The 23,004-nt window shown below is 42.1% G+C and carries 24 protein-coding genes; 19 read left to right on the top strand and 5 right to left on the bottom strand.

Translation table 11 applies throughout. From position 1 onward, the window contains the following. Window positions 1–58: 58 nt before the first annotated feature. Together OH456_RS17445 and OH456_RS17440 are read right to left on the bottom strand one after the other, a co-directional pair. Window positions 59–1,267: an MFS transporter gene (locus tag OH456_RS17445; protein ID WP_270033961.1), complete on the bottom strand. Its 1,209-nt coding sequence runs from the start codon at window positions 1,265–1,267 to the stop codon at window positions 59–61. A 173-nt stretch (window positions 1,268–1,440) separates the two neighbouring features. After that, on the bottom strand, window positions 1,441–1,971 hold the full coding sequence (locus OH456_RS17440) for a cytochrome b (RefSeq protein ID WP_270033960.1): 531 nt from the start codon (window positions 1,969–1,971) through the stop codon (window positions 1,441–1,443). Window positions 1,972–2,223: 252 nt separating this feature from the next. On the opposite strand from OH456_RS17440, the gene OH456_RS17435 reads away from it, so the two are divergent. Next, window positions 2,224–3,246, top strand: a complete 1,023-nt coding sequence (locus OH456_RS17435) for a zinc-binding alcohol dehydrogenase family protein (RefSeq protein ID WP_270033959.1) — start codon at window positions 2,224–2,226, stop codon at window positions 3,244–3,246. A gap of 97 nt (window positions 3,247–3,343) precedes the next feature. Then, window positions 3,344–4,267 (top strand): LysR family transcriptional regulator, encoded by a 924-nt coding sequence (locus OH456_RS17430; RefSeq protein ID WP_006070748.1) that lies wholly within the window; start codon window positions 3,344–3,346, stop codon window positions 4,265–4,267. 44 nt (window positions 4,268–4,311) lie between these two features. Here the strand turns inward: OH456_RS17430 and nfsB are convergent, their stop codons facing one another. Beyond that, window positions 4,312–4,965 (bottom strand): oxygen-insensitive NAD(P)H nitroreductase, encoded by a 654-nt coding sequence (gene nfsB, locus OH456_RS17425; protein ID WP_270033958.1) that lies wholly within the window; start codon window positions 4,963–4,965, stop codon window positions 4,312–4,314. 195 nt (window positions 4,966–5,160) lie between these two features. Between nfsB and OH456_RS17420 the strand changes: the two genes are divergently transcribed. The 6 genes from OH456_RS17420 to OH456_RS17400 all read left to right on the top strand — a co-directional run bounded on the left by OH456_RS17420 (window position 5,161) and on the right by OH456_RS17400 (window position 10,571). Then, window positions 5,161–5,532, top strand: coding sequence for a DUF333 domain-containing protein (locus OH456_RS17420; RefSeq protein WP_006070746.1), 372 nt, complete (start codon window positions 5,161–5,163; stop codon window positions 5,530–5,532). Between the two features lie 33 nt (window positions 5,533–5,565). Further along, window positions 5,566–6,744, top strand: coding sequence for an alpha/beta fold hydrolase (locus tag OH456_RS17415; protein WP_270033957.1), 1,179 nt, complete (start codon window positions 5,566–5,568; stop codon window positions 6,742–6,744). Window positions 6,745–6,993: 249 nt separating this feature from the next. Next, entirely contained in the window at window positions 6,994–7,068 is a 75-nt protein-coding gene (gene tnaC / locus OH456_RS25995; RefSeq protein ID WP_081411542.1) for a tryptophanase leader peptide, read from the top strand. Between the two features lie 240 nt (window positions 7,069–7,308). Further along, on the top strand, window positions 7,309–8,769 hold the full coding sequence (gene tnaA, locus OH456_RS17410) for a tryptophanase (RefSeq protein WP_006070744.1): 1,461 nt from the start codon (window positions 7,309–7,311) through the stop codon (window positions 8,767–8,769). A 119-nt stretch (window positions 8,770–8,888) separates the two neighbouring features. Next, complete coding sequence (locus tag OH456_RS17405; protein ID WP_006070743.1) at window positions 8,889–10,103, top strand: aromatic amino acid transporter; 1,215 nt, start codon at window positions 8,889–8,891, stop codon at window positions 10,101–10,103. 81 nt (window positions 10,104–10,184) lie between these two features. Beyond that, complete coding sequence (locus OH456_RS17400; protein ID WP_006070742.1) at window positions 10,185–10,571, top strand: Rid family detoxifying hydrolase; 387 nt, start codon at window positions 10,185–10,187, stop codon at window positions 10,569–10,571. Between the two features lie 118 nt (window positions 10,572–10,689). Here the strand turns inward: OH456_RS17400 and OH456_RS17395 are convergent, their stop codons facing one another. Beyond that, window positions 10,690–10,911, bottom strand: a complete 222-nt coding sequence (locus OH456_RS17395; protein ID WP_006070741.1) for a hypothetical protein — start codon at window positions 10,909–10,911, stop codon at window positions 10,690–10,692. Window positions 10,912–11,152: 241 nt separating this feature from the next. On the opposite strand from OH456_RS17395, the gene OH456_RS17390 reads away from it, so the two are divergent. Together OH456_RS17390 and OH456_RS17385 are read left to right on the top strand one after the other, a co-directional pair. After that, the gene (locus OH456_RS17390; RefSeq protein ID WP_240206175.1) at window positions 11,153–11,926 is read left to right on the top strand and encodes a siderophore-interacting protein; all 774 of its coding nucleotides are present in this window, start codon (window positions 11,153–11,155) and stop codon (window positions 11,924–11,926) included. Between the two features lie 328 nt (window positions 11,927–12,254). Next, window positions 12,255–13,712, top strand: a complete 1,458-nt coding sequence (locus tag OH456_RS17385) for a glyceraldehyde-3-phosphate dehydrogenase (RefSeq protein ID WP_006070739.1) — start codon at window positions 12,255–12,257, stop codon at window positions 13,710–13,712. A 167-nt stretch (window positions 13,713–13,879) separates the two neighbouring features. Here the strand turns inward: OH456_RS17385 and OH456_RS17380 are convergent, their stop codons facing one another. Then, window positions 13,880–14,770, bottom strand: coding sequence for a LysR family transcriptional regulator (locus OH456_RS17380; RefSeq protein ID WP_006070738.1), 891 nt, complete (start codon window positions 14,768–14,770; stop codon window positions 13,880–13,882). A 471-nt stretch (window positions 14,771–15,241) separates the two neighbouring features. On the opposite strand from OH456_RS17380, the gene OH456_RS17375 reads away from it, so the two are divergent. From OH456_RS17375 to OH456_RS17335, 9 genes are all read left to right on the top strand, one after another. Then, window positions 15,242–15,457: a Flp family type IVb pilin gene (locus OH456_RS17375; protein WP_088877449.1), complete on the top strand. Its 216-nt coding sequence runs from the start codon at window positions 15,242–15,244 to the stop codon at window positions 15,455–15,457. A 170-nt stretch (window positions 15,458–15,627) separates the two neighbouring features. Next, complete coding sequence (locus OH456_RS17370) at window positions 15,628–16,053, top strand: A24 family peptidase (RefSeq protein WP_270033955.1); 426 nt, start codon at window positions 15,628–15,630, stop codon at window positions 16,051–16,053. 21 nt (window positions 16,054–16,074) lie between these two features. Beyond that, the gene (cpaB, locus tag OH456_RS17365) at window positions 16,075–16,899 is read left to right on the top strand and encodes a Flp pilus assembly protein CpaB (protein WP_270033954.1); all 825 of its coding nucleotides are present in this window, start codon (window positions 16,075–16,077) and stop codon (window positions 16,897–16,899) included. Continuing rightward, a complete protein-coding gene (locus OH456_RS17360; RefSeq protein WP_270033953.1) occupies window positions 16,899–18,269 on the top strand; it encodes a type II and III secretion system protein family protein in 1,371 nt (456 codons plus the stop codon). The genes cpaB and OH456_RS17360 overlap by 1 nt, the downstream gene beginning before the upstream one ends. Continuing rightward, on the top strand, window positions 18,266–18,742 hold the full coding sequence (locus OH456_RS17355; RefSeq protein WP_270033952.1) for a hypothetical protein: 477 nt from the start codon (window positions 18,266–18,268) through the stop codon (window positions 18,740–18,742). The genes OH456_RS17360 and OH456_RS17355 overlap by 4 nt, the downstream gene beginning before the upstream one ends. 1 nt (window position 18,743) lies before the next feature. Then, complete coding sequence (locus OH456_RS17350; RefSeq protein ID WP_270033951.1) at window positions 18,744–19,985, top strand: AAA family ATPase; 1,242 nt, start codon at window positions 18,744–18,746, stop codon at window positions 19,983–19,985. Then, window positions 19,982–21,253, top strand: a complete 1,272-nt coding sequence (locus tag OH456_RS17345) for a CpaF family protein (protein ID WP_006070730.1) — start codon at window positions 19,982–19,984, stop codon at window positions 21,251–21,253. Before OH456_RS17350 ends, OH456_RS17345 begins: the two co-directional genes overlap by 4 nt. Window position 21,254: 1 nt before the next feature. Next, window positions 21,255–22,157, top strand: a complete 903-nt coding sequence (locus tag OH456_RS17340; RefSeq protein WP_006070729.1) for a type II secretion system F family protein — start codon at window positions 21,255–21,257, stop codon at window positions 22,155–22,157. Then, entirely contained in the window at window positions 22,154–23,002 is an 849-nt protein-coding gene (locus OH456_RS17335; protein WP_236109837.1) for a type II secretion system F family protein, read from the top strand. The genes OH456_RS17340 and OH456_RS17335 overlap by 4 nt, the downstream gene beginning before the upstream one ends. Window positions 23,003–23,004: the final 2 nt, after the last annotated feature.

Below are 23,004 nucleotides of genomic sequence, written 5' to 3'. Positions count from 1 at the left end.
AGCAATATCAAAGCACAGTATCGAGTTACTGTGCTTTGGGAGTGTAGCGGAAAAGGGTTTAAGAGGCAGAAATGGTACGTCGGTTTTTCTGGGTAGACAGGGTGAGTAATCCTATACACAAGAGCGCAATGATAATCCCGATTAATGACAAGGTGAATACTGATGCGTAGCCGAATTTATCAATGGATAAGCCAGCAAGCATTGCGCCGACACCAAAACCGCCTGCCATACATAACATCAAAAGACCCTGAGTTAACGCTGGAGAATTGGGACTCAAACGACCTGCGATGGATGGAATGATCATGTCATTCCAAGACATTGCTTGCATGAGTAACACTAACAGTGCGATAGGCACGAAAGCCTGAACATCATTTCCAGCGGTTAACCAAAATAGAGTGCCGACTATTAAATAAATCACTTGAGCGGCATACCAAACTTTAAATGGCCCGCTTCTTTGCATCCATCTTCCGGCCGATTCGAGCATAAAAATGCTGATAATGGCAGAGATAGCCATACCAAGTGCGGAGTTGCCGATATTGACTTGATAAACTTCTTTGATTAGCAAAGGACCAAGTTCCATCAGGTTAGAAGAGAGAAACATTGAGAAGAAGACTGCCAACAAAAAGAGAAACCAAGGTGCTGCACCTTGTTGTGAAGTGGTTTCATTACCTAATTTCTTCTCAGCACCCTCAAAGTAGGATTTATCCGTTTCAATGGATGGAGGAGGGCAAACAGAAACCAAACAAAGCACGATGATGACCAAAGACATAAGTATAAGCAGCTGATCATCACTTGGCACATGGTAGAAGTCAGCAATTGAAATAAGTAAACCAGTCACAACAACACCAAAGAACTGACATTGATATAAGCTGGCTAGACCCCGGCCTTCATCATTTTGGTTTTTGCTAGACGCGATTACAAAGGTCGGATTCAGTACTAACAATGCGACACTACCAATGCCTATCAGAATACCTACTGTCCAGTAGATTGCTGCGGTTGTCTCAGCGAAGTAAAGAATTAACAGAGCAATAAAATGAATAAACAAGGCCATTCGTTGTAGTAGACGATGACAACAATAACGATCGGCCATCCCACCAATCAACGGTGCTAATAAACCCGCACCTCCAATGAGTGCCATGACTTGGCCTAGTAGTGCGCCACTAGATGTTCTTTCAATGATGATTGGGTTGAGAAGAATCGCAATACCAACCCATTGGACAATACCAAGAGAAGCTTGTGCGAAATGCCACAGTCGAATGCCATTCATGAGTGAGAACCTCTATTAATAATTTACTCATGAATTTTCAAGGAATTGGACAGAGAAACAAGTAACATACTCCCCGTTACCTTCTCACAATCGAATAATTACGCCCCGTCTTCTAATGACATCAAATGATGAAAGACCAAAAAGTGGTGCTTTCATCATTTGCAATTATGTTTTTAGCTTCTGCCTAACATACGTGAGAGTGTGCCATCTCTATCAACGAGTTGGTGTTTTAGGGCTGCCAGAACGTGCAATACAAGTATAGCGATTACAATGTTCACCGATGAGAAGTGAATGGTAGAGCTAATTTGTTGTAGCCATTCGATTTTCTCTCCTGCTGAGATAAGACTTATGCCAAAAAACTCGACCGAACGTCCTCCTCCGATACTCATAGTGATTCCAGATAGCGGCATCATTATTGTAGCTAAAAGCAAAAACCAGTGAACAAAGTGGGCAGATTTCTCTTGCCACGCAGGTAGCTGTTTGATGGAACCGATCATGCCTTCTTTCAGGCGCCAAACTAGCCTGATGGAAGCTGCAAACATCACAAGTACTCCAAGTGATTTATGAAGATTCCTTAGCTCATTTTTGTCTGGGCCATTGGCCATATCGCCGAGATAAAGTCCTATGGCAAGCGTCGCTATAAAGAAAACAGCAGTTAGCCAATGAAACACCATGGTAGGTTTACTAAGTTTGTTGTTGAGCATATTAGTCCATATTTTTGTTGTGGGCTTATGGCGATAATTATTCCTTATGCTCTTTTTTTGTTCTAGATGCATATGTGTAAAGTTAAGTAAAGATAAAAATACTTATCATCTGGAGTTTTGAGCTTGTTAGATACATCGGTTTTTATTTGAAAGTGTTTCAAGTCTTTGGTGGTTTTTAGCTTCCTTCTCTCAACCTATAGTTAAGTCATTGAGCAAGAACACTTGCAGCTAGACACTATAGAGGAACACGTTATGACAACAATGATGAAAGCAATCGGTTTTAGTGAATCAAAAACTATCGATGAAGAAAACAGCTTGTATGAGTTTGAAATGGCTATGCCTGAAATCGGCGAATTCGACCTACTTGTAAAAGTTGCGGCCATTTCCGTTAACCCTGCAGATGCAAAAATACGTGTTCGTTCAGCAGTGAATAAAACATTAGAAAGTCCACGTGTTCTGGGCTTTGATGCCGTGGGAGAAGTGGTATCAGTGGGCAGTAAGGTTACCAACTTCACTGAGGGCGAACGAGTGTACTATGCTGGTGATGTCACTCGCCCTGGCACCAACGCACAATATCATGCTGTTGATTCTAGAATTGTCGCGAGAGCTCCAAAAGGGCTCACTGACGCAGAAGCGGCTGTAGTCCCGTTGACTGCATTAACGGGATGGGAGGCTCTGTTTGATCGTCTTCGTGTAGACCCGTCAGAGCGTAAAACGCTATTAATTATCGGTGGTGCTGGTGGTGTCGGCTCTATTACTACTCAAATTGCAAAACAGCTCACTAACCTAACGGTTATAGCGACAGCATCACGCCCAGAGACCGAAGCTTGGGTAAAAGAGATGGGTGCAGACTATGTGGCCAATCATAGAAACTTAGTTGAATCTGTTCATGACTTGGGGTTTGAGACGGTAGATTATATTTTCAATGTCGCTGACACGGTTGGTCATTGGGATGCGATGGCAGAACTTATTGCACCTCAAGGCATGATCGGTTCAATCGTTGAGTTTGATAGCGGTATTGATCTTAGTAAGCTTCAAGGTAAGTCAGCCGGTTTTGTTTGGGAGCTTATGTTCACACGCTCAATATACAAAACACAGGATATGTACAAACAAGGTGATATCTTAAAACAAGTCGCTAATCTTATTGACTCTGGACGAATTCAATCAACCTTGACCAAAGAGATCAATGGCTTCAATGCAGAGTCATTAAAGCAAGGGCACCGATTGATGGAAAGTGGCGCTATGATCGGTAAACTTGCCATCAACTTTGATTAAACAATCAGCATGTTAGTTAAAAATACCTCTTCTTTTATGAGTCGAGGTATTTTTTGTATATGATGGAAAAGATTGTAGTGAATATGGTGAAAGTAACATGAAAGCACTGAACGAACTGACTTTGTTTGCCGAAACGGCCAAACAAGGTAGTTTTTCTAAAGTAGCGAATCAAATGGATATGACGCCTGCAGCCGTTAGTGCATCAATAAAGCGTTTAGAAGAGCAAGTTGGCTTCCCGCTGTTTGTTCGAACAACACGAAGATTGAGCTTAACTGGAGAGGGAGAACTATTCCTAGCCAAAGTTAATTGTGCTCTTGCAACTTTGAATGAAGGTGTCGAGGAGATCGCAAATGCTCGTGGCGCGCTAACAGGTAACATTTATGTGTCTGCACCGTCTGACTTTGGGCGAAACTTACTGCTTGATTGGATTAATGAGTTCACTGACTTACATGAAAACGTCACGGTTCGTCTTGAGTTATCTGATCAGTTGGTAGATATGTATAGCAAACCAATTGATGTTGCTATTCGATATGGGGAACTTCCAGATTCCAATATGGTGGCAATACCGTTATGTCCGCAGAATGTTCGAGTGCTTTGTGCTAGCCCAGACTACATTCGTCATCACTCTCCAGTGCTACACCCAAACGATTTGAATCAACATAACTGCATCAGCTTTATGGTGGCGGGCTCAGTACATAACCACTGGCCATTATCCTACGATTCTCAGCAAGTTGTTATAGAGACCAAAGGAGCGATATCAGCTAATGATGGTGATGTTGTGAGGCGTTTAGGGTTAAAAGGCAGAGGAATCGTCAATAAGTCGTTAATCGACGCTAGTCAGGACATTATTGAGGGGAAGCTGAGAAAAGTTCTGCCTGACTGGCAAGGTGAGTCAGTGCCGCTTTATATGGTATGTGCTGATAAAAGGCAGTTAAGACCAATTATTCGAGAATTCCAAAAGTTCTTGAAAGAGAAGTGTCAAAGTCAGTTTGACAAGGTTAGTGACATTTTAAATAACTAGCCCTAATCATATAAGGCTAGTTATTGTTTACTTGATTTAAATAGTTAACATTCACTGAATAGGTAGTCTGAGCTGTGTCTCGACTTAGGCAGTTTTGCATTGAAGTCCTGCTCACTATGTTTTCCGAGCGGTACGATAACCGAACTACGGTATCCTTGTGCTGCCAAGTTGAATTCTTTATCAAGAACAGTGCTGTCAAACCCTTCGATAGGTACGGCATCAATACCCAGAGTCGAAGCGCCAAGTAGGAGCGTACCTACATTAAGGTACACTTGCTTCTCCATCCAATGCTGAGCATCTTTCAAATCGGAGCGATGCATATCAACGAAGTAGTGTCGGCCATTCTGTTGTCCTAGTTTTGCATCTGGAGTAGCAAAACGGCCGTCCTTCTCTTCATTTTCTAGCAACAACTGTAAGTAGTTGTCATCAATTTCTGTTCTTGTACAGAATACGATGACATGAGAAGCGTTAAGCACTTTGGGAGCATTGAAACTGTAGCGGCCTTGTGTGGCAGTCGCAACACGCTGTTTGGCCTCGTCAGTACTGGCAATGATAAAATGCCATGGTTGAGAGTTCACACTGGATGGACTAAATCGGAGGAGTGTTTTAATCGCATCTACCTGCTGGGAAGATAGCTTAAAAGATGGGTCGAATACTTTGGTTGAATAGCGGTTTTTAGCGTTGTCAGCAATGTTCATAAACGTGTCTCTACTTAACGGGTGTTAGCCCGAGGATAGCGAAACCAGCCGCAAGTAAAAACACTGTGGAATTTGATGCAGTTTCAAATATTCTTTGAAGATACTAGAACTTAGATTACCCACACAATATACGGAAAAGGTTGAAGTTTGATTAGATTCATCTAACTTTATCTAAGGTAAGTAAGAGGAAATAATATGAAAAAGAATAGCTTAAAATACCTTGCTGGTCTTATTGCAGTATCTACGCTGGCATTAGCTGGATGCTCAAACAGCGACCAGGCTAACAAAGAGCAACCTATCGGGATGGCTAATCCTGCCGCAGTATATTGTGAAGAGCATGGTTCTTATGATCTTCAAAGTGGTCAATGTACGTTAAAGTCGGGTGAGATGGTGGACGCCTGGGATTATTACCGAGAAAACCACAAGGAAATGCCAAACGAGGCGGCGAGATATTGTGAATCTACAGGTGGCGTCTATATGCAAGATTCGAGCAAATGTGCGCTCCCAGACGGTAAAGTTATGGATGCCGAAAGCTACTTCAGAGATCATCAATCTACCAGCAGTTAAGTTCGTATTGCTGCTAACAACAAGGACGGTATAGTGCAAAGGAGTAAAGTAACAGGTTTTTTCGTTTTCATCATTACACTCGTCATGGTTGGTTGTAGTAATCAAATTATCCAACAAGAGCCCGAAATGTATACCAGTTCGGGCTCTATCGCTCCTTATACACAATCCAGTTTTGAACAATATGTCGATGAGACTAGAACTTGGCTTGATGAAACTCGAGTATTTCACGGAGCCGGTTACCAAGTCGAAATGGATGTTGTAAGCCCTTACAGACTGCTACCTGACAATCCGAATGGGGAAGGTATATTACTGGTCCATGGACTGGGGGACTCGCCTTACTCCTTTGTCGATATTGCGCCTTACTTAGCGGAGCATGGCTATTTAGTTCATGTTATGCTGTTACCGGGTCACGGTTCTCGACCAGCTGACCTAATGAACCCAACCAATGAAGACTGGCGTTTGGCGGTGGAACATCAAGTAAACCTGCTGCGTGATGACGTCGACAAAATATGGTTAGGCGGTTTTTCAACAGGCACCAATTTGGTGACTGAATACGCTTTAGCTCATCCGAAAGCAATTCAGGGGCTTGTGTTATTTTCGCCAGCGTTTGCGCCAAAAGACCCACTAGTTTCAATGGCGAGTTTTGCGCGACATTTTGTCGATTGGGTAAGTCTCGAGAAGGAGCAGAACTTTACTCGCTATGATTCATTGGCAATGAATGGGGCGGCGCTGTACTACCAAACTGCGGTTGATGTTCAAGACGCGCTAAAAGAGAAACCTTTTGAATTGCCAGCACTATTGTTAGTGACGGAAACAGATGAGTTAATAAACTCCAAAGTTATATACGATCTCTTTAAAACCCGCTTTAGTAACGAGAATAGTTCACTTATTTGGTTTGGTGAACAGAACTACTCAGATCCGCGCTTTGTGCAATTTAGTATGAAACTGCCAGATTCTAACATACAGAGTGGTTCACACATTTCTGTCTTGTATCGCGACGATAATATCTTGTATGGACGTAGAGGGTGGATGAGACAATGCGGTGGCTCTCAAGAAGGAGAGGTCTATATGGTCGACTGCGCTAAGATGCCAACTTTGTCTTACTCAGCTTGGGGATTGTTTAACGAAGATACCATCAGCGCGAGATTGAGTTGGAATCCTTACTTTGAACCTATGATGACACGAGTTATCGAATTTATGGCTCAAAAATAGTGATATTTATAGATTTATTTTTATTAATGGCTCGAAGTGTTTTTATTAACTAGTACGCTGTGTTGATCGTCGTCAAAAATAAACTTTATTAAACAGCCGTATATCCTGCATAATCAACTTTTTTGTTAGCGACTTCTCAAATTATATTCTATAGTGATGACATATACGGTTAATTATAGATAATTAACTTAGTTACTTTGGAATATACCTCACTCAGCAAGGTATTGAACATCTCAAGTAGGTAAACAAATGGAAAAGTTCAACATCACAAGTATCTGGATTACTCTAGATTACAAAATCGCTTTCTTCTTCCCTTCGAGATAACCCTGTCTCTCGCACTGTCCAGTGCGCATAGCCTATGTGCAGCTATCCTTAATGAATCAATATGCAAGAACGTGCATTATTGTCGTAATGGTTAAAGTATGTTCATAGATTAAATATAGAAACAAAACTAAATCGTATCTGGATATATATTCTGGATAGGGTTCTCTTTAATTATATTTCTTATCTTTTTGATCGCTAATTAAATATTAGATAAGAAATAAATATATTAGGTAAATTAAAATGGAAAACTTCAAACATCTACCAGAACCGTTCCGTATTCGCGTTGTTGAGCCAGTAAAACGTACTACGCGTGAGTACCGTGAAGAAGCAATTATTAAAGCGGGTATGAACCCATTCCTACTAGATAGTGAAGATGTATTTATTGATCTACTAACAGACAGTGGTACAGGTTCAATTACTCAAGATATGCAAGCAGCAATGCTACGCGGTGATGAAGCATACAGTGGTAGCCGCAGCTATTACGCTTTAGCTAACGCAGTAAAAGACATCTTTGGTTATGAACTGACCATTCCGACTCACCAAGGTCGTGGTGCTGAACAGATCTACATCCCAGTACTAATTAAAAAGCGTGAAAAAGAGAAAGGTTTGGACCGTTCAAAGATGGTAGCACTGTCTAACTACTTCTTTGATACTACACAAGGTCACACTCAAGTGAACTGCTGCGTAGCTAAGAACGTTTATACAAAAGACGCGTTTGATACAGCAGTAAATGCAGACTTTAAAGGTAACTTTGACTTAGAGAAGCTAGAAGAAGCTATCATTGAAGCTGGCCCAGCTAACGTGCCTTACATCGTAAGTACAATCACGTGTAACTCTGCAGGTGGTCAACCAGTCTCTATCGCGAACTTAAAAGCGGTATATGAAATCGCACAAAAATACGATATTCCGGTAATTATGGACTCTGCTCGCTATGCTGAAAACGCATACTTTGTCCAGCAGCGTGAACCTGGATATAAAGATTGGACTATCGAAGAGATCACTCGTGAGTCTTACAAGTATGCTGATGGCCTAGCAATGTCTGCGAAGAAAGACGCAATGGTTCAAATGGGCGGCTTATTGTGCTTCAAAGATGAATCTTTCATGGATGTATATACTGACTGTCGTACTCTATGTGTGGTTCAAGAAGGTTTCCCTACATACGGTGGCCTAGAAGGTGGCGCAATGGAGCGTCTAGCAGTAGGTCTGTACGACGGTATGCGTCAAGACTGGTTAGAGTACCGCATTAACCAAATCCAATACCTAGTCGATGGCCTAGAAGCGATAGGCGTCGTCTGTCAGCAAGCGGGTGGCCACGCTGCGTTCGTTGATGCAGGTAAATTGCTACCTCATATTCCAGCAGACCAATTCCCTGCACACGCTCTTGCTTGTGAGCTTTATAAAGTAGCTGGCATTCGTGCAGTGGAAATCGGTTCACTACTTCTAGGTCGTGATCCTGCAACTGGCAAACAGCATCCATGTCCAGCTGAATTGCTTCGCTTAACAATTCCACGTGCTACTTATACTCAAACGCATATGGATTACGTTATTGAAGCATTTGAGAAAGTGAAAGAGAACGCGCATAAAGTGAAAGGATTGGATTTCACTTATGAGCCTGAAGTTTTACGTCACTTTACTGCTCGATTAAAAGAAGTTGAACCCGTAGTTAATCCAGCAGAAGCGAAAGTGCTCGAAGAAGCATAACCACTTCAGAGCGCAGTCATTTGGCTGCGCTCTTTTTCTCTAGCAATACAAAAAATAAAAGCAGAGAAGTAGGGGGAGTCTCCCTAATCTAATAACGTGAATTTGATGAGAACAGAATGATGAAAAAGAATCCGTCTCTGATAGGTGGTGCCTGTATTATAGCGAGTGTCTGTGTAGGCGCTGGTATGTTGGGACTACCAAGTGCAGGTGCTGGCGCCTGGACTATTTGGTCGATGTTGGCCATCGCAATAACTATGGTGGTCATGACAATTTCTGGTTGGATGCTATTGGAAGCATTCAAACACTACGAATTAAAAGTGTCTTTTGACACAGTTACAAAGGACTTATTAGGCGATAAGATTAATCTTATTAACAACATTACAGTGTATTTCGTGGGTGGTATTTTACTCTACGCATACATCACTTCTTCAGGACTTATATTACAGGATGTACTCGGTCTTAATGCTAAAATCGCATCCGTTCTTTTTGTCTTGATTTTTTCTGCGTTTGTTTGGCATTCAACCCGTGCGGTAGACCGAATTTCGGTTGTGCTAATTGCTTTCATGATTCTAAGCTTTGTGTTTGGTGTATCGGGCTTGGCTGTGAAAGTAAATATGGCGGTACTTTTCGATACTATTAGTGAAGAGAATGCTTATGCGCCATACGCCATGGCAATGTTGCCTGTAGCACTGACCTCATTTGGATACCATCATTCAGTGTCTTCAATGCGCGCTTATTATGGTGAAGAGACAAAAGCCAAATACGCCATTCTAGGCGGTACTGTTATCGCACTTAGTCTTTATTTCCTATGGCTATTTAGTATTTTCGGCAATCTTCCTAGAGCAAACTTCGGCCCAGTTATCGAGCAGGGTGGTAATGTAGATGCATTGCTAAAAGCTCTTGGCTCAGTAATTGAGTCAGATAAAGTCGCGAACGCAATCAATACTTTCTCAATGGCAGCAATTTTGTCTTCATTTATTGGTGTTGGTCTGGGTGTTTTTGATTTCCTTGCAGACTTCTTTAAGTTCGAAGATACAAAACAAGGTCGCACCAAAACATGGCTCGTTACCTTCCTACCACCACTTGTTATGTCTCTACTATTCCCATTTGGTTTCGTGATCGCTATTGGCTACGCGGGTGCTGCGGCAACGGTATGGGCATGTATCATCCCGGCATTATTGGCGAAGAAAACACGCGAAGTGCATGCAGGCGCTGATGGATTTAAAGCACCTGGTGGTCAGGTGATGATTACTCTAGTGATTACTTTTGGTGTCCTGACTGCGGTGTTCCACATTCTTTCTATGATGGGTCTGTTGCCGACATTTGTTGGCTAAACCTTAAACAACTATTCGCAGCTAGCTTGTGCTTGCAAAAGACGAGCTAGCTTAACCAGATAAAAACAAGAGGAGACAACTATGACTGCAATAGCTACAAATAACGCACCAGCTGCGATTGGCCCTTATGTTCAAGGCGTTACATTTGGTGATATGGTTATTACTTCAGGGCAGTTGCCAATTGATCCCGAAACTAAGGCAATGGTTGACGATGTGGCGGAGCAGGCAACTCAGTCATTAACCAATGCATTAGCGATCGTCAAGGAAGCTGGCTTGGAAGCAAGTAATATTGTAAAAACGACAGTGTTTGTCAAAGACCTCAACGATTTTGCTTTAGTCAATGCTGCTTATGAAGCGTTCTTTAACGCTCACAATGCTCCTTTCCCCGCAAGGTCTTGTGTAGAAGTCGCGCGTCTTCCTATGGATGCAAAAGTAGAGATCGAGGTAATAGCGGTTAGAAAAGGCTAGTGATGTAAGAAATAAGTTCTGGGGGCGCCGCTAGATTATGGCGCCTCATAGTGAGCTTTTCTGCTCAGTCCCAAGTTTTCAGATTAGATTAATCATGTGGTTGAGTGAAGCGAATATGTTATTTGCTCTGCCAAGTTTTACTGATCCATCCCCCTATGCTCTCATCAAAGTAATTTCCACTGAATTCTTGTTTATATTCAACGACATTATCCGCTTGTGGCCTTTCATCTAATAGATGGTTGATGTAGACCGCCATAGGATCATCGAACTGGTCGCGGCGTTTTTTCTCAGCTACTTCCTTGATGATTTGCATGCGATATGCCTTGCTCATTTTCTTCATGTTTTACCTCCTTTGCCGTGAGCGGTTTATCAAACATAGGAGTAAATTTGAAGCTGGTCAAATAATGAGCAGTGTTTTATGGCATTCCATATGAAATGATGTTATCAGCGAAACTTGGGAGGTGTTTGAGCCTATGAAACTTATTAGTTAAAGATCGTAAAGTGTAAAGCAACGAAAATAGAGCGTAACAATTGGAATTGTTATGATAGACTTAAATGAAAACAATAATCATTAAGAGAAAATCATGAAAAAGCCACGTCCTAAGACTCTCAAAGTCACTAAAGTGCATCCACTTTCTCCTAACATGCTACGTATTTCTTTTTATTCAGAAGAACTGAAGGCCTTTCCATCGGATAGTGTCGGTGGCTATATTAAGTTCTTGTTTAATGAATATGGTGGTACAGATATCACCGGGCTTTCGGAAAATAATCGCCCCAAGTTACGTACCTATACCATAAGAAGCCTTAATGTCGAGTCAGGTGAAATGGATGTCGATTTCGTCACTCATATTACTGAAGACAAGTTGTGTGGATTTGGTGCACGCTGGGCAAGTTCTGCGAAAGAGGGCGATATGATATCCATCATGGGACCAGGAACTCTTCAAGATGTTGATACTAGTAAAGACTGGTTTTTCTTCAATGCAGACATGACTTCTTTACCAGCGTTGGCGGTTAAGTTAAAAATGCTCCCAAGCGATGCAAAAGGATATGCTGTGATTCAAATAGAAGACAGCGCGGATGAACAAATATTGGAGGTCCCAGAGGGCATCAGACTGATTTGGACGACTGACTCTCTGTCTAAAACATCAGAGGACTTAGATTGGTTAACAGGTTCACCTTTCGTTTGGTGTGCTTGTGAGTTTGATGAAATGAGAGCACTTCGCCGTTATTTCCGCAACGAAAAAGAAATTCCAAGACAAGACATCTATATCAGTAGCTATTGGAAGCGAGGGGTGGCAGAAGATGGTCACAAAGTGATTAAAAAGCAAGATCACGAAGAGTTTGAGTCCAACTAGCCACCATATTCCCTAGTGACGTGTTAATGATAGGAATGGTGTTGAGTTAGCCATTCCTTTTCTTGATTGAATGCGAAAAATAAGCTCGACCTAAGTCAGGTTCTTTTACGACTAAGGTTGGTATCATGTCCTGCATTAATTCTACTTAAGTCACACTTTTCCTTATATATTCTGTCAATTATTTTTCCTAGCAGATTAAGTCTCTGTTTGTTACACTTCCGCGCATAAAAAATAACAACACAATTACATCCCCCAAACAGCTCCTTATTTCTTGTACCCTACATTCAAGAGTAACGAGCCTTTAACTTATAGAGGTCCCCCAGTTACTATGAGTAATAGCAACATCTCGCAAACTGAAATTCACCAGAATCAGTGGCAACTAAACCAAACACTCGCTGAGTCCATGCTACCTATCTTAGGTCGACTGTACAGAGAGAAGGGCGTTGAAATACTGTTGTTCGGCAAAACTCTCGTCAATGCAACGACCATCGACATTATTAAAACTCATCGCGTATCACGACACTACTCTCCTCAAGCCATCAACATTGTTCAAACTGCTCCTCTCATCGAAAAACTGTCTCAATTAAACCTGTCTCCATGCTGCATCGATATCGGCCAACTAGCTCAACAGTATTGGGCGAATAACGATAATGAACAAAACATCGATGATTTCTTAATGACAGCGCTAGTTGAGAGTATAGAAAGCAATGGGGCACTTGAGTCTCGTGATGTTGTCTTATATGGCTTTGGTCGTATTGGTCGTCTACTAACTCGTATCTTGGTCGAGAAAAGTGGCCCAGGTTACCCACTGACTCTTAGAGCGATTGTAGTTCGTGGAGGTCGTGAAGGTGACTTACAAAAACGTGCTAGCCTTTTGCGTCGTGACTCCGTGCATGGCCAGTTCAATGGTAGCATAGTAGTTGATGAAGAGAATAAAGCGCTGATTGTTAACGGTAATTATATTCAAATTATCTATGCCAACAGCCCTGCTGACGTGGACTATACCGAATACGGAATCAACAATGCACTGGTTGTTGATAATACTGGCGTTTGGCGTGATGCTGAAGGTTTAGGTCAGCACGTAGCGTGCAATGGCGCAAATAAAGTGTTACTGACTGCTCCGGGTAAGGGTGACATTAAAAATATCGTATTTGGTGTGAACCATGAGTCGATTCTGGAGGACGATACTATTGTATCGGCAGCGAGCTGTACGACCAACGCGATTACTCCGACTTTAAAAGCGGTCAATGATAAGTATGGCATTATTTCAGGCCACATTGAGACGGTTCACTCATACACGAATGATCAAAACCTTATTGATAACTATCATAAAGGTGACCGTCGCGGACGTTCTGCTTCTTTGAATATGGTTTTAACATCAACGGGTGCAGCAAAAGCCGTTGCTAAAGCGCTTCCGGAGCTGGCAGGCAAACTAAGTGGTAACGCTATTCGTGTCCCTACACCAAATGTCTCGATGGCGGTGGCGAACTTAAATCTTGAAAAAGAAACCTCAAAAGATGAGCTTAATGCGTACTTGCGTGAAATCTCTCTCACCTCATCTCTATCGGCACAAATAGACTATACCGATTCAACAGAGATTGTTTCGACCGATTTAGTTGGTGCTCGTCATCCAGGTATCGTAGACGGCCAAGCGACAATCGCACAAGATAATCGCTGCGTATTGTACATCTGGTACGACAATGAATTTGGCTACAGTTGCCAAGTTGTACATTGCATGGAACAGATGATGGGCGTGAAATACAAAACCTACCCAGCTGTTGTGTAAATCCGACATCCACTGCTAGATATTGCCGTCATCGCTAGGTGACGGCTTTTTTATGCCTAAAGCTCTATCTTTGCCTGATTCTAAGGCTTGAGGGAACAAAGCGTAATTATCTCACTCTGGGCACGCTACGCTGCTGACTTGAGTGTGATGTATACTGAGTGCAGGACCTATTGGGCTAAATCTGCAATGAATGATTGTTTTCTACTTACACTAGTTTGAAGTTTTCCTTTGATCCATTGATTAAACAAACTGAAGTCAGAATGTACCGGCCAGAAAAGGGAGGCAACGACTTTTTTGCCAAAGAAATCGGGGTGGTCGGTAATTACTTTTAGTTTGCTGTCTTTCATGTTTTTGTCGATAAGGAACTCAGGCAAAAATGCAATGCCACGTTGAGCCTTGCACAGATCGATAATAGTTCCTAAGTCATCTAGCCTCCATAGGTTGTATGAGGCTATATTTGAGAGATTGAGTAACTCCTCAATGCCATCCATTAACAGCACTCGTTGGGAGGGATGACTTTTAACGGATTTTAAGTCTTCATGAGCGACCCACCAACAGTTAACGTGAAATAGTTCGTCTATGTTAAAGTCATTATCAGTCTTGTGATAAGGGTTCCCTAACGCAAGATCTATTTTCCCCTCATTAATGTAGTTCCCTAAAACGAAACTTGGTTTAGTAACAACGACCAAATCGACGTTGGGAAATGCTTCAGAGAAGTCCAACAGTGTTTTCTTCACTTCTTTATTGAACACTAAAGGATCAATACCCACACGGTAGACAATTTGCTCTGATATATTCATTTGCTTCGCAGTTGTGATCAACTCACGATACTTCGACACAACCGGTGTCGATAAATGGAACAGGCGTTTCCCTTTTTCAGTTAACCAGACTTTAGAGTGTTGTCTATTAAATAAATTGAAGCCTAAGTCTGACTCTAGATTCTGAACAGCAGTGCTAACAGTAGATTGGGATTTACCAAGCTTACGAGCAGCGGAGCTAAATGAACCTTCGTCAACTACAGCTACGAACGAAACAATATTTTCGAATTGTAGTTTCATGATTCAACCAACCTTTATAAAGCAAGCAGATTATAATTATGTAAATTGTATATTTGCAACACAATAGCGTGATGATACTAGTATTTCAACTCGTTTTATAAAGCATTAGTAATTAATAATATTAACTTCTGGGTGGATATATTCCTATATTGCATAAATTATCATCGCATCTATCTCTTTTTGTGCTAAGAATAATTATAGCTAACAATAAAGTAATGGCTCTATTAATGATCTATATCTCACAGTATGAAATATGTTATCTGTACTTAAATGTGTAATAAAAGTATAACATTTCTTCTTAAGTATATGTTATATAAGTGTTTGTATGATTTTTGTGTTGTTGTTTGATTTCTCATTTTGAACATTGTTTGTTAAGCCTATCGACTGTATCGATAGGGGGTATTTTTCGTTGAATGTAAGTATTAATTAGAATGAGCAAGCTTTTGTAAATCGACCTTAAAGGAAGTTAAAATGATTACCAAACTATATGTAAAAACAAGCTTGTTTTTATCACAATTTAAAAATGACCAACGCGGTGTAACTGCAATTGAGTATGGACTTATTGGTGTAGCTATGGCTGTTGCGTTGAGCGTTGCGCTAAGCACTTCGGGCTCTGACGGTTTTATCAATGAACTAAAACAAGCCTTTACTAAGATTGGTGACACGATCGAAACATCTACTCAGTAATCGTAAATACTTACATTAACCTTATGTGGGTTATTGTAGACAATATCTCTAGATATCTACGCCAGACCTATGATTTTCATTGGTCTGGCGCGAGTTATTAAGTATATCTAGGGTGTATCGGTTGATGTAAAACTCACTAAATAAAAAAGAATAGTAGCTCGAGTAATACAATGTATTTATTGGTATTGGCAATAATGTGTTTAGTAATCACTATTACTGATTTTCGTTACAGAACAATACATAACTCCATATTGATCGTATTGCTCCTAGTGCAGTGTTTTTTGTCACCGACGGATATTCATATAACGACCTTTTTGTTGGTGTTAAGTATGGGGCTGTTAATTTATGCTCTTATATGGATTGGTGCAGGTGATATTAAATACGCTGCTATTTTGTCACTGACGATTCCGCTTAATCTTCTACCTTGGGCATATGTTATTACGGGCTTTGTTGGGGGGATTATTGCGGTAATCTACTGGTTAAGCCAAAAATTATTAAGCAACTCATATCATAGCCAAGAAGGTATCCCTTATGGGATAGCAATTAGTGTCGGATTTTATTTAGTCATTTTTACACAAAGTGCGCTGCATATTTAAATCTCGAAGAGTGGGAAAATTATGAGATCTCGACTGGTATTACTTGTCGCTGTTGTAGCGTTGGTAGTAGGGGCGTTAGGCGTTGTCGACTTATTCAAAAGTAAACCTCAACCGACTACTGCCACTGAAGTGACGGAAAACAAAGATGAAGAGCATGTTGCTGTTTGGATGACCACAGAATCATACGAAAAGGGTCATGCAATCACTGCTCAAGGGGTGGTTAAAAAGCAACTACCTTTAAGTGAGGCACTAAGCCTTGGTGTTCGAGAGGACGCGAAAATTAGTTTTTCACCATCTGTGCTATTAAACCGAAGTCTTACACCGGGGGCGATCGTTCTGCCCGAATATCAAGTTTCCCCAGGACAATCGGGTTATATCGACTTGCTTGTTACTGAGGGAATGACGTTATATCCACTCGAAGTAAGTGATAAAAACCTTATCAATGATTACATTCGCCCTGGTTCGTTCATTGATGTTCTAACCGTGAGTTCGCCTAACGATAACTTAGCTGGAAATGTTGATAAGCCAAAACGCTTCAGAGGAGTGAAAGCCTCAATGTTTCTCAAACATGTCAAAGTACTTAACGTGGGTGATGACAAAGGTGATAACAGCTCTGTTACCGCTCGGTCTCCCACTAAGGAAAATGGGCTTACTACCGTGGTGATCGAAGTAAAGCCAGACGATTTAGCAAAGCTTGCGCTAGCGCAACGAACCATGCATATCGAAATCTATCGAAGTCAAATCTATAAGCAGCCGGAATACGCTGAAGTACGTAACATTATTGACAACTATACAGGGATTGAAGAGTTACGTGGTAACGAAACGAATCCGAGAGAGGCCTTGTAATGATCATGCAACACCGACTCAAGCAAGCACTGTGGATTTACATTACATCCTTGCTTATAGGCTTACTTTGGGTGAAACACGCTTACGCAGCGGATCGCTCAATTACTCTTAACGATGGCCAGCATATTCAATTGAAGATGCCTATTGGTAAGGTTTTTATAAGTAATCCTGCCATCGCAGACTACAAAATTATCAATGACAACACGCTTGTGGTGTTTGCCAATGGTGTCGGGCAATCAAGGCTTATTGTCTACGGGACAAACAATGATGTTCTGCTTTCAGACCGCATTATTGTTGATCTCGATTTAACCGAGGTACGCCGTCAGCTTAAGTTCCACTTTCCCGACGCGAAGGTCAAGGTTCAGTCGGTAGGTGAGCAGGTTGCGGTGAGTGGTGTTGTGGACTCGGAGCAAACTCGAGACGATATCTACCGCCTAGTGGCAACGCTTCTTGGACGTGAAAAAATTAAGAAGTGGGATAAAACGGAAAAGTTGGAATTTAAATCTGAACATATGGAACGTAAAGAGCCAGAAAGTATGGTCTTTGCCCGCAATATGACTTGGGAAGGGATTCTTGAACGTATTGAGGTCGCCACAACTCAACAGGTTAACGTCAAAATATCTGTTGCTCAGGTAACGGAGTCGTTTGGTAAAACGGTCGGTGTAGACTGGAGCTCAGTAGGCTCAAGTGTGGGAGAGTTCGTCTTTGACCAATTTGATGCCGCAAATCTTAGTACGCTCATCACTGCATTAGGTAATGACAGCATTGCAGAAGTGCTAGCAGAACCGAATCTAACCGTATTGTCTGGAGAGTCTGCGAGTTTTCTCGTCGGTGGAGAAGTTCCCGTAATAGTGTCAACAAGCAACAACGTGAACATTACGTTTAAAGAGTTTGGTATCAAGCTAGATCTAACCGCAAAGGTGCTCAGCCAAGACAAAATTCGTATGCAGCTTTCTCCAGAAGTTAGTGAAGTGGAAAGTTATGTTGAAGCGGCCGGTGTCAAGGTACCTCAATTAGCGTCCAGACGTGCTATGACTACGGTTGAGTTAGCGGACGGTGATAGCTTCATTTTAGGTGGGCTGATGAGTAGTAGTGACCTAGAAAAAATGCAGAAAATTCCATTTATCGGTGATGTGCCTGTACTCGGTGCTGCGTTTCGAAAAGCAACCACTCAACGAAAACGAACCGAACTTATCATTGTTGCTACCGTGAACTTGGTAGAGCCTATGAAACCAAAGGATATCCAACTGCCATACATTAAGAAAACCTCTACCTTGTCGCGTTGGCTAAATGTTGACTCAGATGGAAAACCTGTAGCGTCCTCAGATGCCACTATTCGTCTGTTATCGCAAGGAGGATTCATTCAATGAAGAAGCTAATCATAATTGTTTTCCTTGTTTCAACTTTATTAGGCTGTGCTTCCGAACGCTACTTTGGTGGGAATGGTGCAGAGGCTATTACCTATCAAGAACATCATAGCTTCGACTTTGCAATTAAGAATTATGATGAAACGGCTAAGCAAATTAGCGCATTGGTAAAGGACATTGAGTCGACCGATAAAGAGGCGACTTACGTTATCGACTATAAGAGCACTCGCAGCAAAAAGATGTTAGAGAAGATCTTTGACCAGTATCCGTCTCACAAAGTCGCACCGCAACGAGTGGAGTTCAAACACGTTCACACCATGCGTAATGATCTCAATATTCAAGTCACGTTAACTCGACTGAAAACGCAACAATGCGCACCCGCGCAGATACAACACCAGATTGGACAGCCTGACTGTTTTGTTGAGTCAATGCGTTTGAAGCAAGTGTCCTACAAGTCTCGATTGGTAGGAGAATAAAATGTTTGACCTTACTAAAGCACTAACCACAAAGGCAAAGCCGGTTCCGAAAACATCAACAGGGGTCGCGGGTTGTACATTGTTTTATCAATCGCAGGAGTGTTTGAGTCTTGTACAGGAAGTGTTCCGATTTGAAGGCTGGAATGATCCAGCATGTGTGAAAACCACGGCGGGACTGACGAAATTAACTGAGCAGCAAAGTAGCCACATCGTTATTCTTGAGCTTAATGAATCGAATAATGTCGTCGAAGATGCTAGAGCGTTTGCTAGCAAGCTGCCTACTCATAAAGGTGTGATAGTTATTGGTAAAGAAGATGCTATCTCTACTTTACGTTCACTTAAAGACATGGGCTTTTACTACGTTTTTTGGCCAGTGAACAAGCAAGAATTTGCTGATTTTTTAACTCACGTGAGCAAGAACCTCAAAACCTTTTCTGGGGTTAGCCAAAAGCGAAAAGCTAAGCGCGTGGCTGTAGTCGGCTCCAAAGGTGGTGTAGGCGCATCATTTTTGGCGACAGAACTGAGTTCTCTACTTTCTACGCATGGGACCGACACCATCCTTGTGGACCACCAATACTCCGGTACCAATATAGATGTTTTGCTCGCTCTCAAGGATTTTAAGCCTCGAGCGATTGACGAGTTTACCGCACCTTTGCATGAGATGGATGAAGAGGGGGCGCTAAGTTATCTGTTTAGTGCTAGAAAAAACCTGCGCTTGTTGGCCATTGATGGTGATATGAATCAAAACGATATTCTCACCTACAACCAGACGCTTTGTGAGTTACTAGCACGAAATACCAACTTTATTATCGAAGACTTCTCCGGAAGCGTCGATTTTAAAGTGGAACCTCAGTTGCTTGTTGAAAACTTTGACGTCGTCGTATTGGTACTAGACGCCTCGGTATCATCGGTCCGTAGTGCAAAGCGACTGTTTGAGAAAGTCGCTAACTTACAACTCACGCTATCTTCGCGTACGCGCGTTATTACGGTGGTGAACTATCATCGACCTGAAAATGCATATGTGTTGCAAAGGCCAGATCTTAAGAAATATTTAGGAGCGGATATCGACTTGGAAGTGGCCTACTGTAAGTCATTGTCTCACATCATTATTGACGGCAAACGTGGACACAAACACGACCGCCACATCAGTCGTTCGATAGAACAACTGGTGAAACTAATTAATGGTCAGCCAGTGGATACTAAAAGCATGGGCTCTTGGTTAAAGAAGGTGCGCGCTAAATGAGTTCTAACAAAGACTTATATCTCGCATTTCGTGGTCAGATTTTTGAAGCCTTGGACGCAGAAGCGGTTCAGAAAATGAGTCGTCGAGACCTAGAGTCTCAGATACAAAGTGCTGTGGATCTTCTTGCTAATAGCTATCAAAGGCCTATCACATCCATGATGAAGTCAGGCTTAGTAAAGAGCTTAATGGATGAGTTGTTTGGCCTAGGTCCTTTGCAACCTTTGGTAGAGGATCAGTCGATTACCGACATTATGGTGAACGGTCCTAATAACATCTTTTTTGAAAGACACGGCAAAGTGCAAAAGTCTGAGGTGACGTTTGTCAACGAAGAGCAGGTGTTGGCAATTGCAAAACGTATTGCATCGCGTGTCGGGCGTCGCGTTGATGAACTTTCTCCTACGGTCGATGCCAGGCTAGAAGATGGCAGTCGTGTAAACATTGTTATTCCTCCGATTGCACTAGACGGCACGTCTATTTCAATACGTAAATTCCGCGAGCAGAACATTGGTTTTGAGGATTTGATTGGTTTTGGCTCTATGTCTTTAGACATGGCGCGGGTGTTGATGATTGCTTCTCGTTGTCGAATCAATGTGTTGATTTCTGGTGGTACGGGCTCAGGCAAAACTACCTTACTCAATGCCTTGTCTCAGTACATTGCCGAAGATGAACGCATTATAACCATAGAAGATGCCGCTGAACTGCGCCTTCAACAGCCTAACTTAGTTCGATTGGAAACAAGAACTTCGAGTATTGAGCAAACCGGAGCCGTCACGCAACGTGACTTGGTGATCAACGCACTTCGTATGAGACCAGATCGTATTATTCTCGGTGAGTGTCGTGGCTCGGAAGCGTTTGAAATGCTACAAGCGATGAACACGGGACACGACGGTTCGATGTCAACGTTGCACGCCAACACACCACGCGATGCTATTGCTCGTGTTGAATCCATGGTCATGATGGCGAACTTAAATCAGCCTTTGGATGCTATTAGGAGAACCATAGTCAGTGCGGTTCAAATGGTGGTACAGGTTAACCGTTTACGTGACGGTTCCCGTAAAGTTACCAGCATTTCAGAGATTGTCGGGCTTGAAGGCGACAGCGTGGTGATGGAGGAAATCTACCGCTTTCGCTATGACGATGCGCATTACGGCGAGGCAGTGAAGGGTGATTTCGTCACTAACGGTATCATGCAGCGCTCGGAACTGGTGAAAAAAGCACAGTTTTTCGGCTTATATGATGACTTAATGGCATCGTTTAAGGGGCTATAACATGCTTTGGTTGTCGTTAGTCCTCTTTGCCTTGGTCATCATTCTTTTGAGAGACTCTAAAGTCAAAAAAGTCGATCAGTTTTTCAACATAGAAGAAGCTGAAGCGGAAAACTTAAATGCTATTAACGTTAAATCGTTGGTGAGAAAGCAGAACTGGCAGAAATTTAAGGAGTCGATTTCACCGACGCTTACCATCTTGGGGCCGCGTTCTTCGCTTTATATAGCTCTTTATATTACAGGCAGCATTATCGCGTCGTGGTATATCGTTATTGAATTATTATCCATGACCAATTCTTGGTTAGTGCTCAGTCTTTCTCTCATTTTCACTGTTTTCGGTTATCGCTTTTTGGTGGGAAGACGGCGACGTGATTTTGAAAACACCTTTCCTGATGCTCTGAATATTCTGATGAGCGCAGTAACGGCGGGTGATAGCTTGATGCAAGCAATTAGTTATGTCGGTGAAGCAATGAACAATCCGATAGGCCGTGAATTTAAGTTAATGGGCGATCGGTTGAAGTTGGGCGAATCACCGGAAGTCGTCTTGCAGCGTTCTTGCAAAAATTACCCTTATCCTGAGTTTTTATTTTTCACAGTGACTATTAGGGCAAACATTGCTCGTGGAGGACAGCTCAAAGGAGTATTAGCTCGCCTTATAAGAGTATTGGTTGATTCTAGGACGCTAGAGAAAAAGAAAATGGCCATGACTTCAGAGGCGAGGATTTCTGCGAAAATCGTCGCGGCTATTCCGCTTATCTTTACCGTTATTCTAAATTACGTAAATCCAGCGAATGTCGACTTTGTTTTAAATGATCCACAAGGTCAGTACGTCTTGTTTTACGTCCTTGGTAGCGAACTCATCGGCTTGTCTATTGTTTGGCTACTGGTAAGGGGGGTGCGCGCATGATGTTATTGACGGCGCTTATCGTCCTGTTTGTTTCCCTGTTATTTCTGATTTTTGAATCTTTGCGAGCAGAGCAGAGGCGTAAGAAGGTAGAGGACTATATTGGTGGGCAGACTTTAAACTCTTCTTCTCGTGTTAATCGCTTTTTTGTTCGATTTGGTAAAGAACACCGACACGAGCTCGAGCAGAAGCTAATCGAAGCAGGCTATTACAACACTGAATGGGCAAGATTTTACTTCCCAGCTAAGTTAGTGGTACTTGTCGTATTATCGGTTTTAGTTTTAGTGACGGATATGACGGCCAGTAACAAGTTGTTAGCCGTGGTGTTGTCTCTTGTTGCGGTGATTGTCGTGCCTGACATGCTGTTGCAGATGCGACGCAAGATACTCATTGGAAAAACGTCCGCTCAACTTCCTTATCTACTGGACATGATGTCGGTGTGTGTACAAACCGGTATGACCATCGAAGCAGCATTGATCTATTTAGGTAAAGAGCTTGCAGAGTTTGATTCTGATCTTTGCTATCAGGTTAAGCGCACTTCTGATTCTGCCAAAATACATGGTTTAGAAAAAGCACTGAATGACCTCAGTGATCGCATACCTACGCCTGCAGTGCGAAGTTTTGTACTGACTATTATTCAAAATCTGCAATACGGTACTTCCGTGGCGCAGGTACTGAGTGATTTGGCAGAAGATATGCGAAAAGTACAAATTCTAACTGTGGAAGAAAAAGTGGGAAAATTGTCCGCAAAAATGAGTATCCCATTGATTTTGTTCATTATGTTTCCCATCGTGATTCTTATTCTCGCACCGGGAATTATGCAAATGTCCATAAATATAGGAGGGTAACG

The organism is Vibrio sp. La 4.2.2 (genome assembly GCF_027586995.1).
Classification (GTDB): domain Bacteria; phylum Pseudomonadota; class Gammaproteobacteria; order Enterobacterales; family Vibrionaceae; genus Vibrio; species Vibrio mediterranei.
This window is presented reverse-complemented; position numbering and strand designations above follow the sequence as displayed.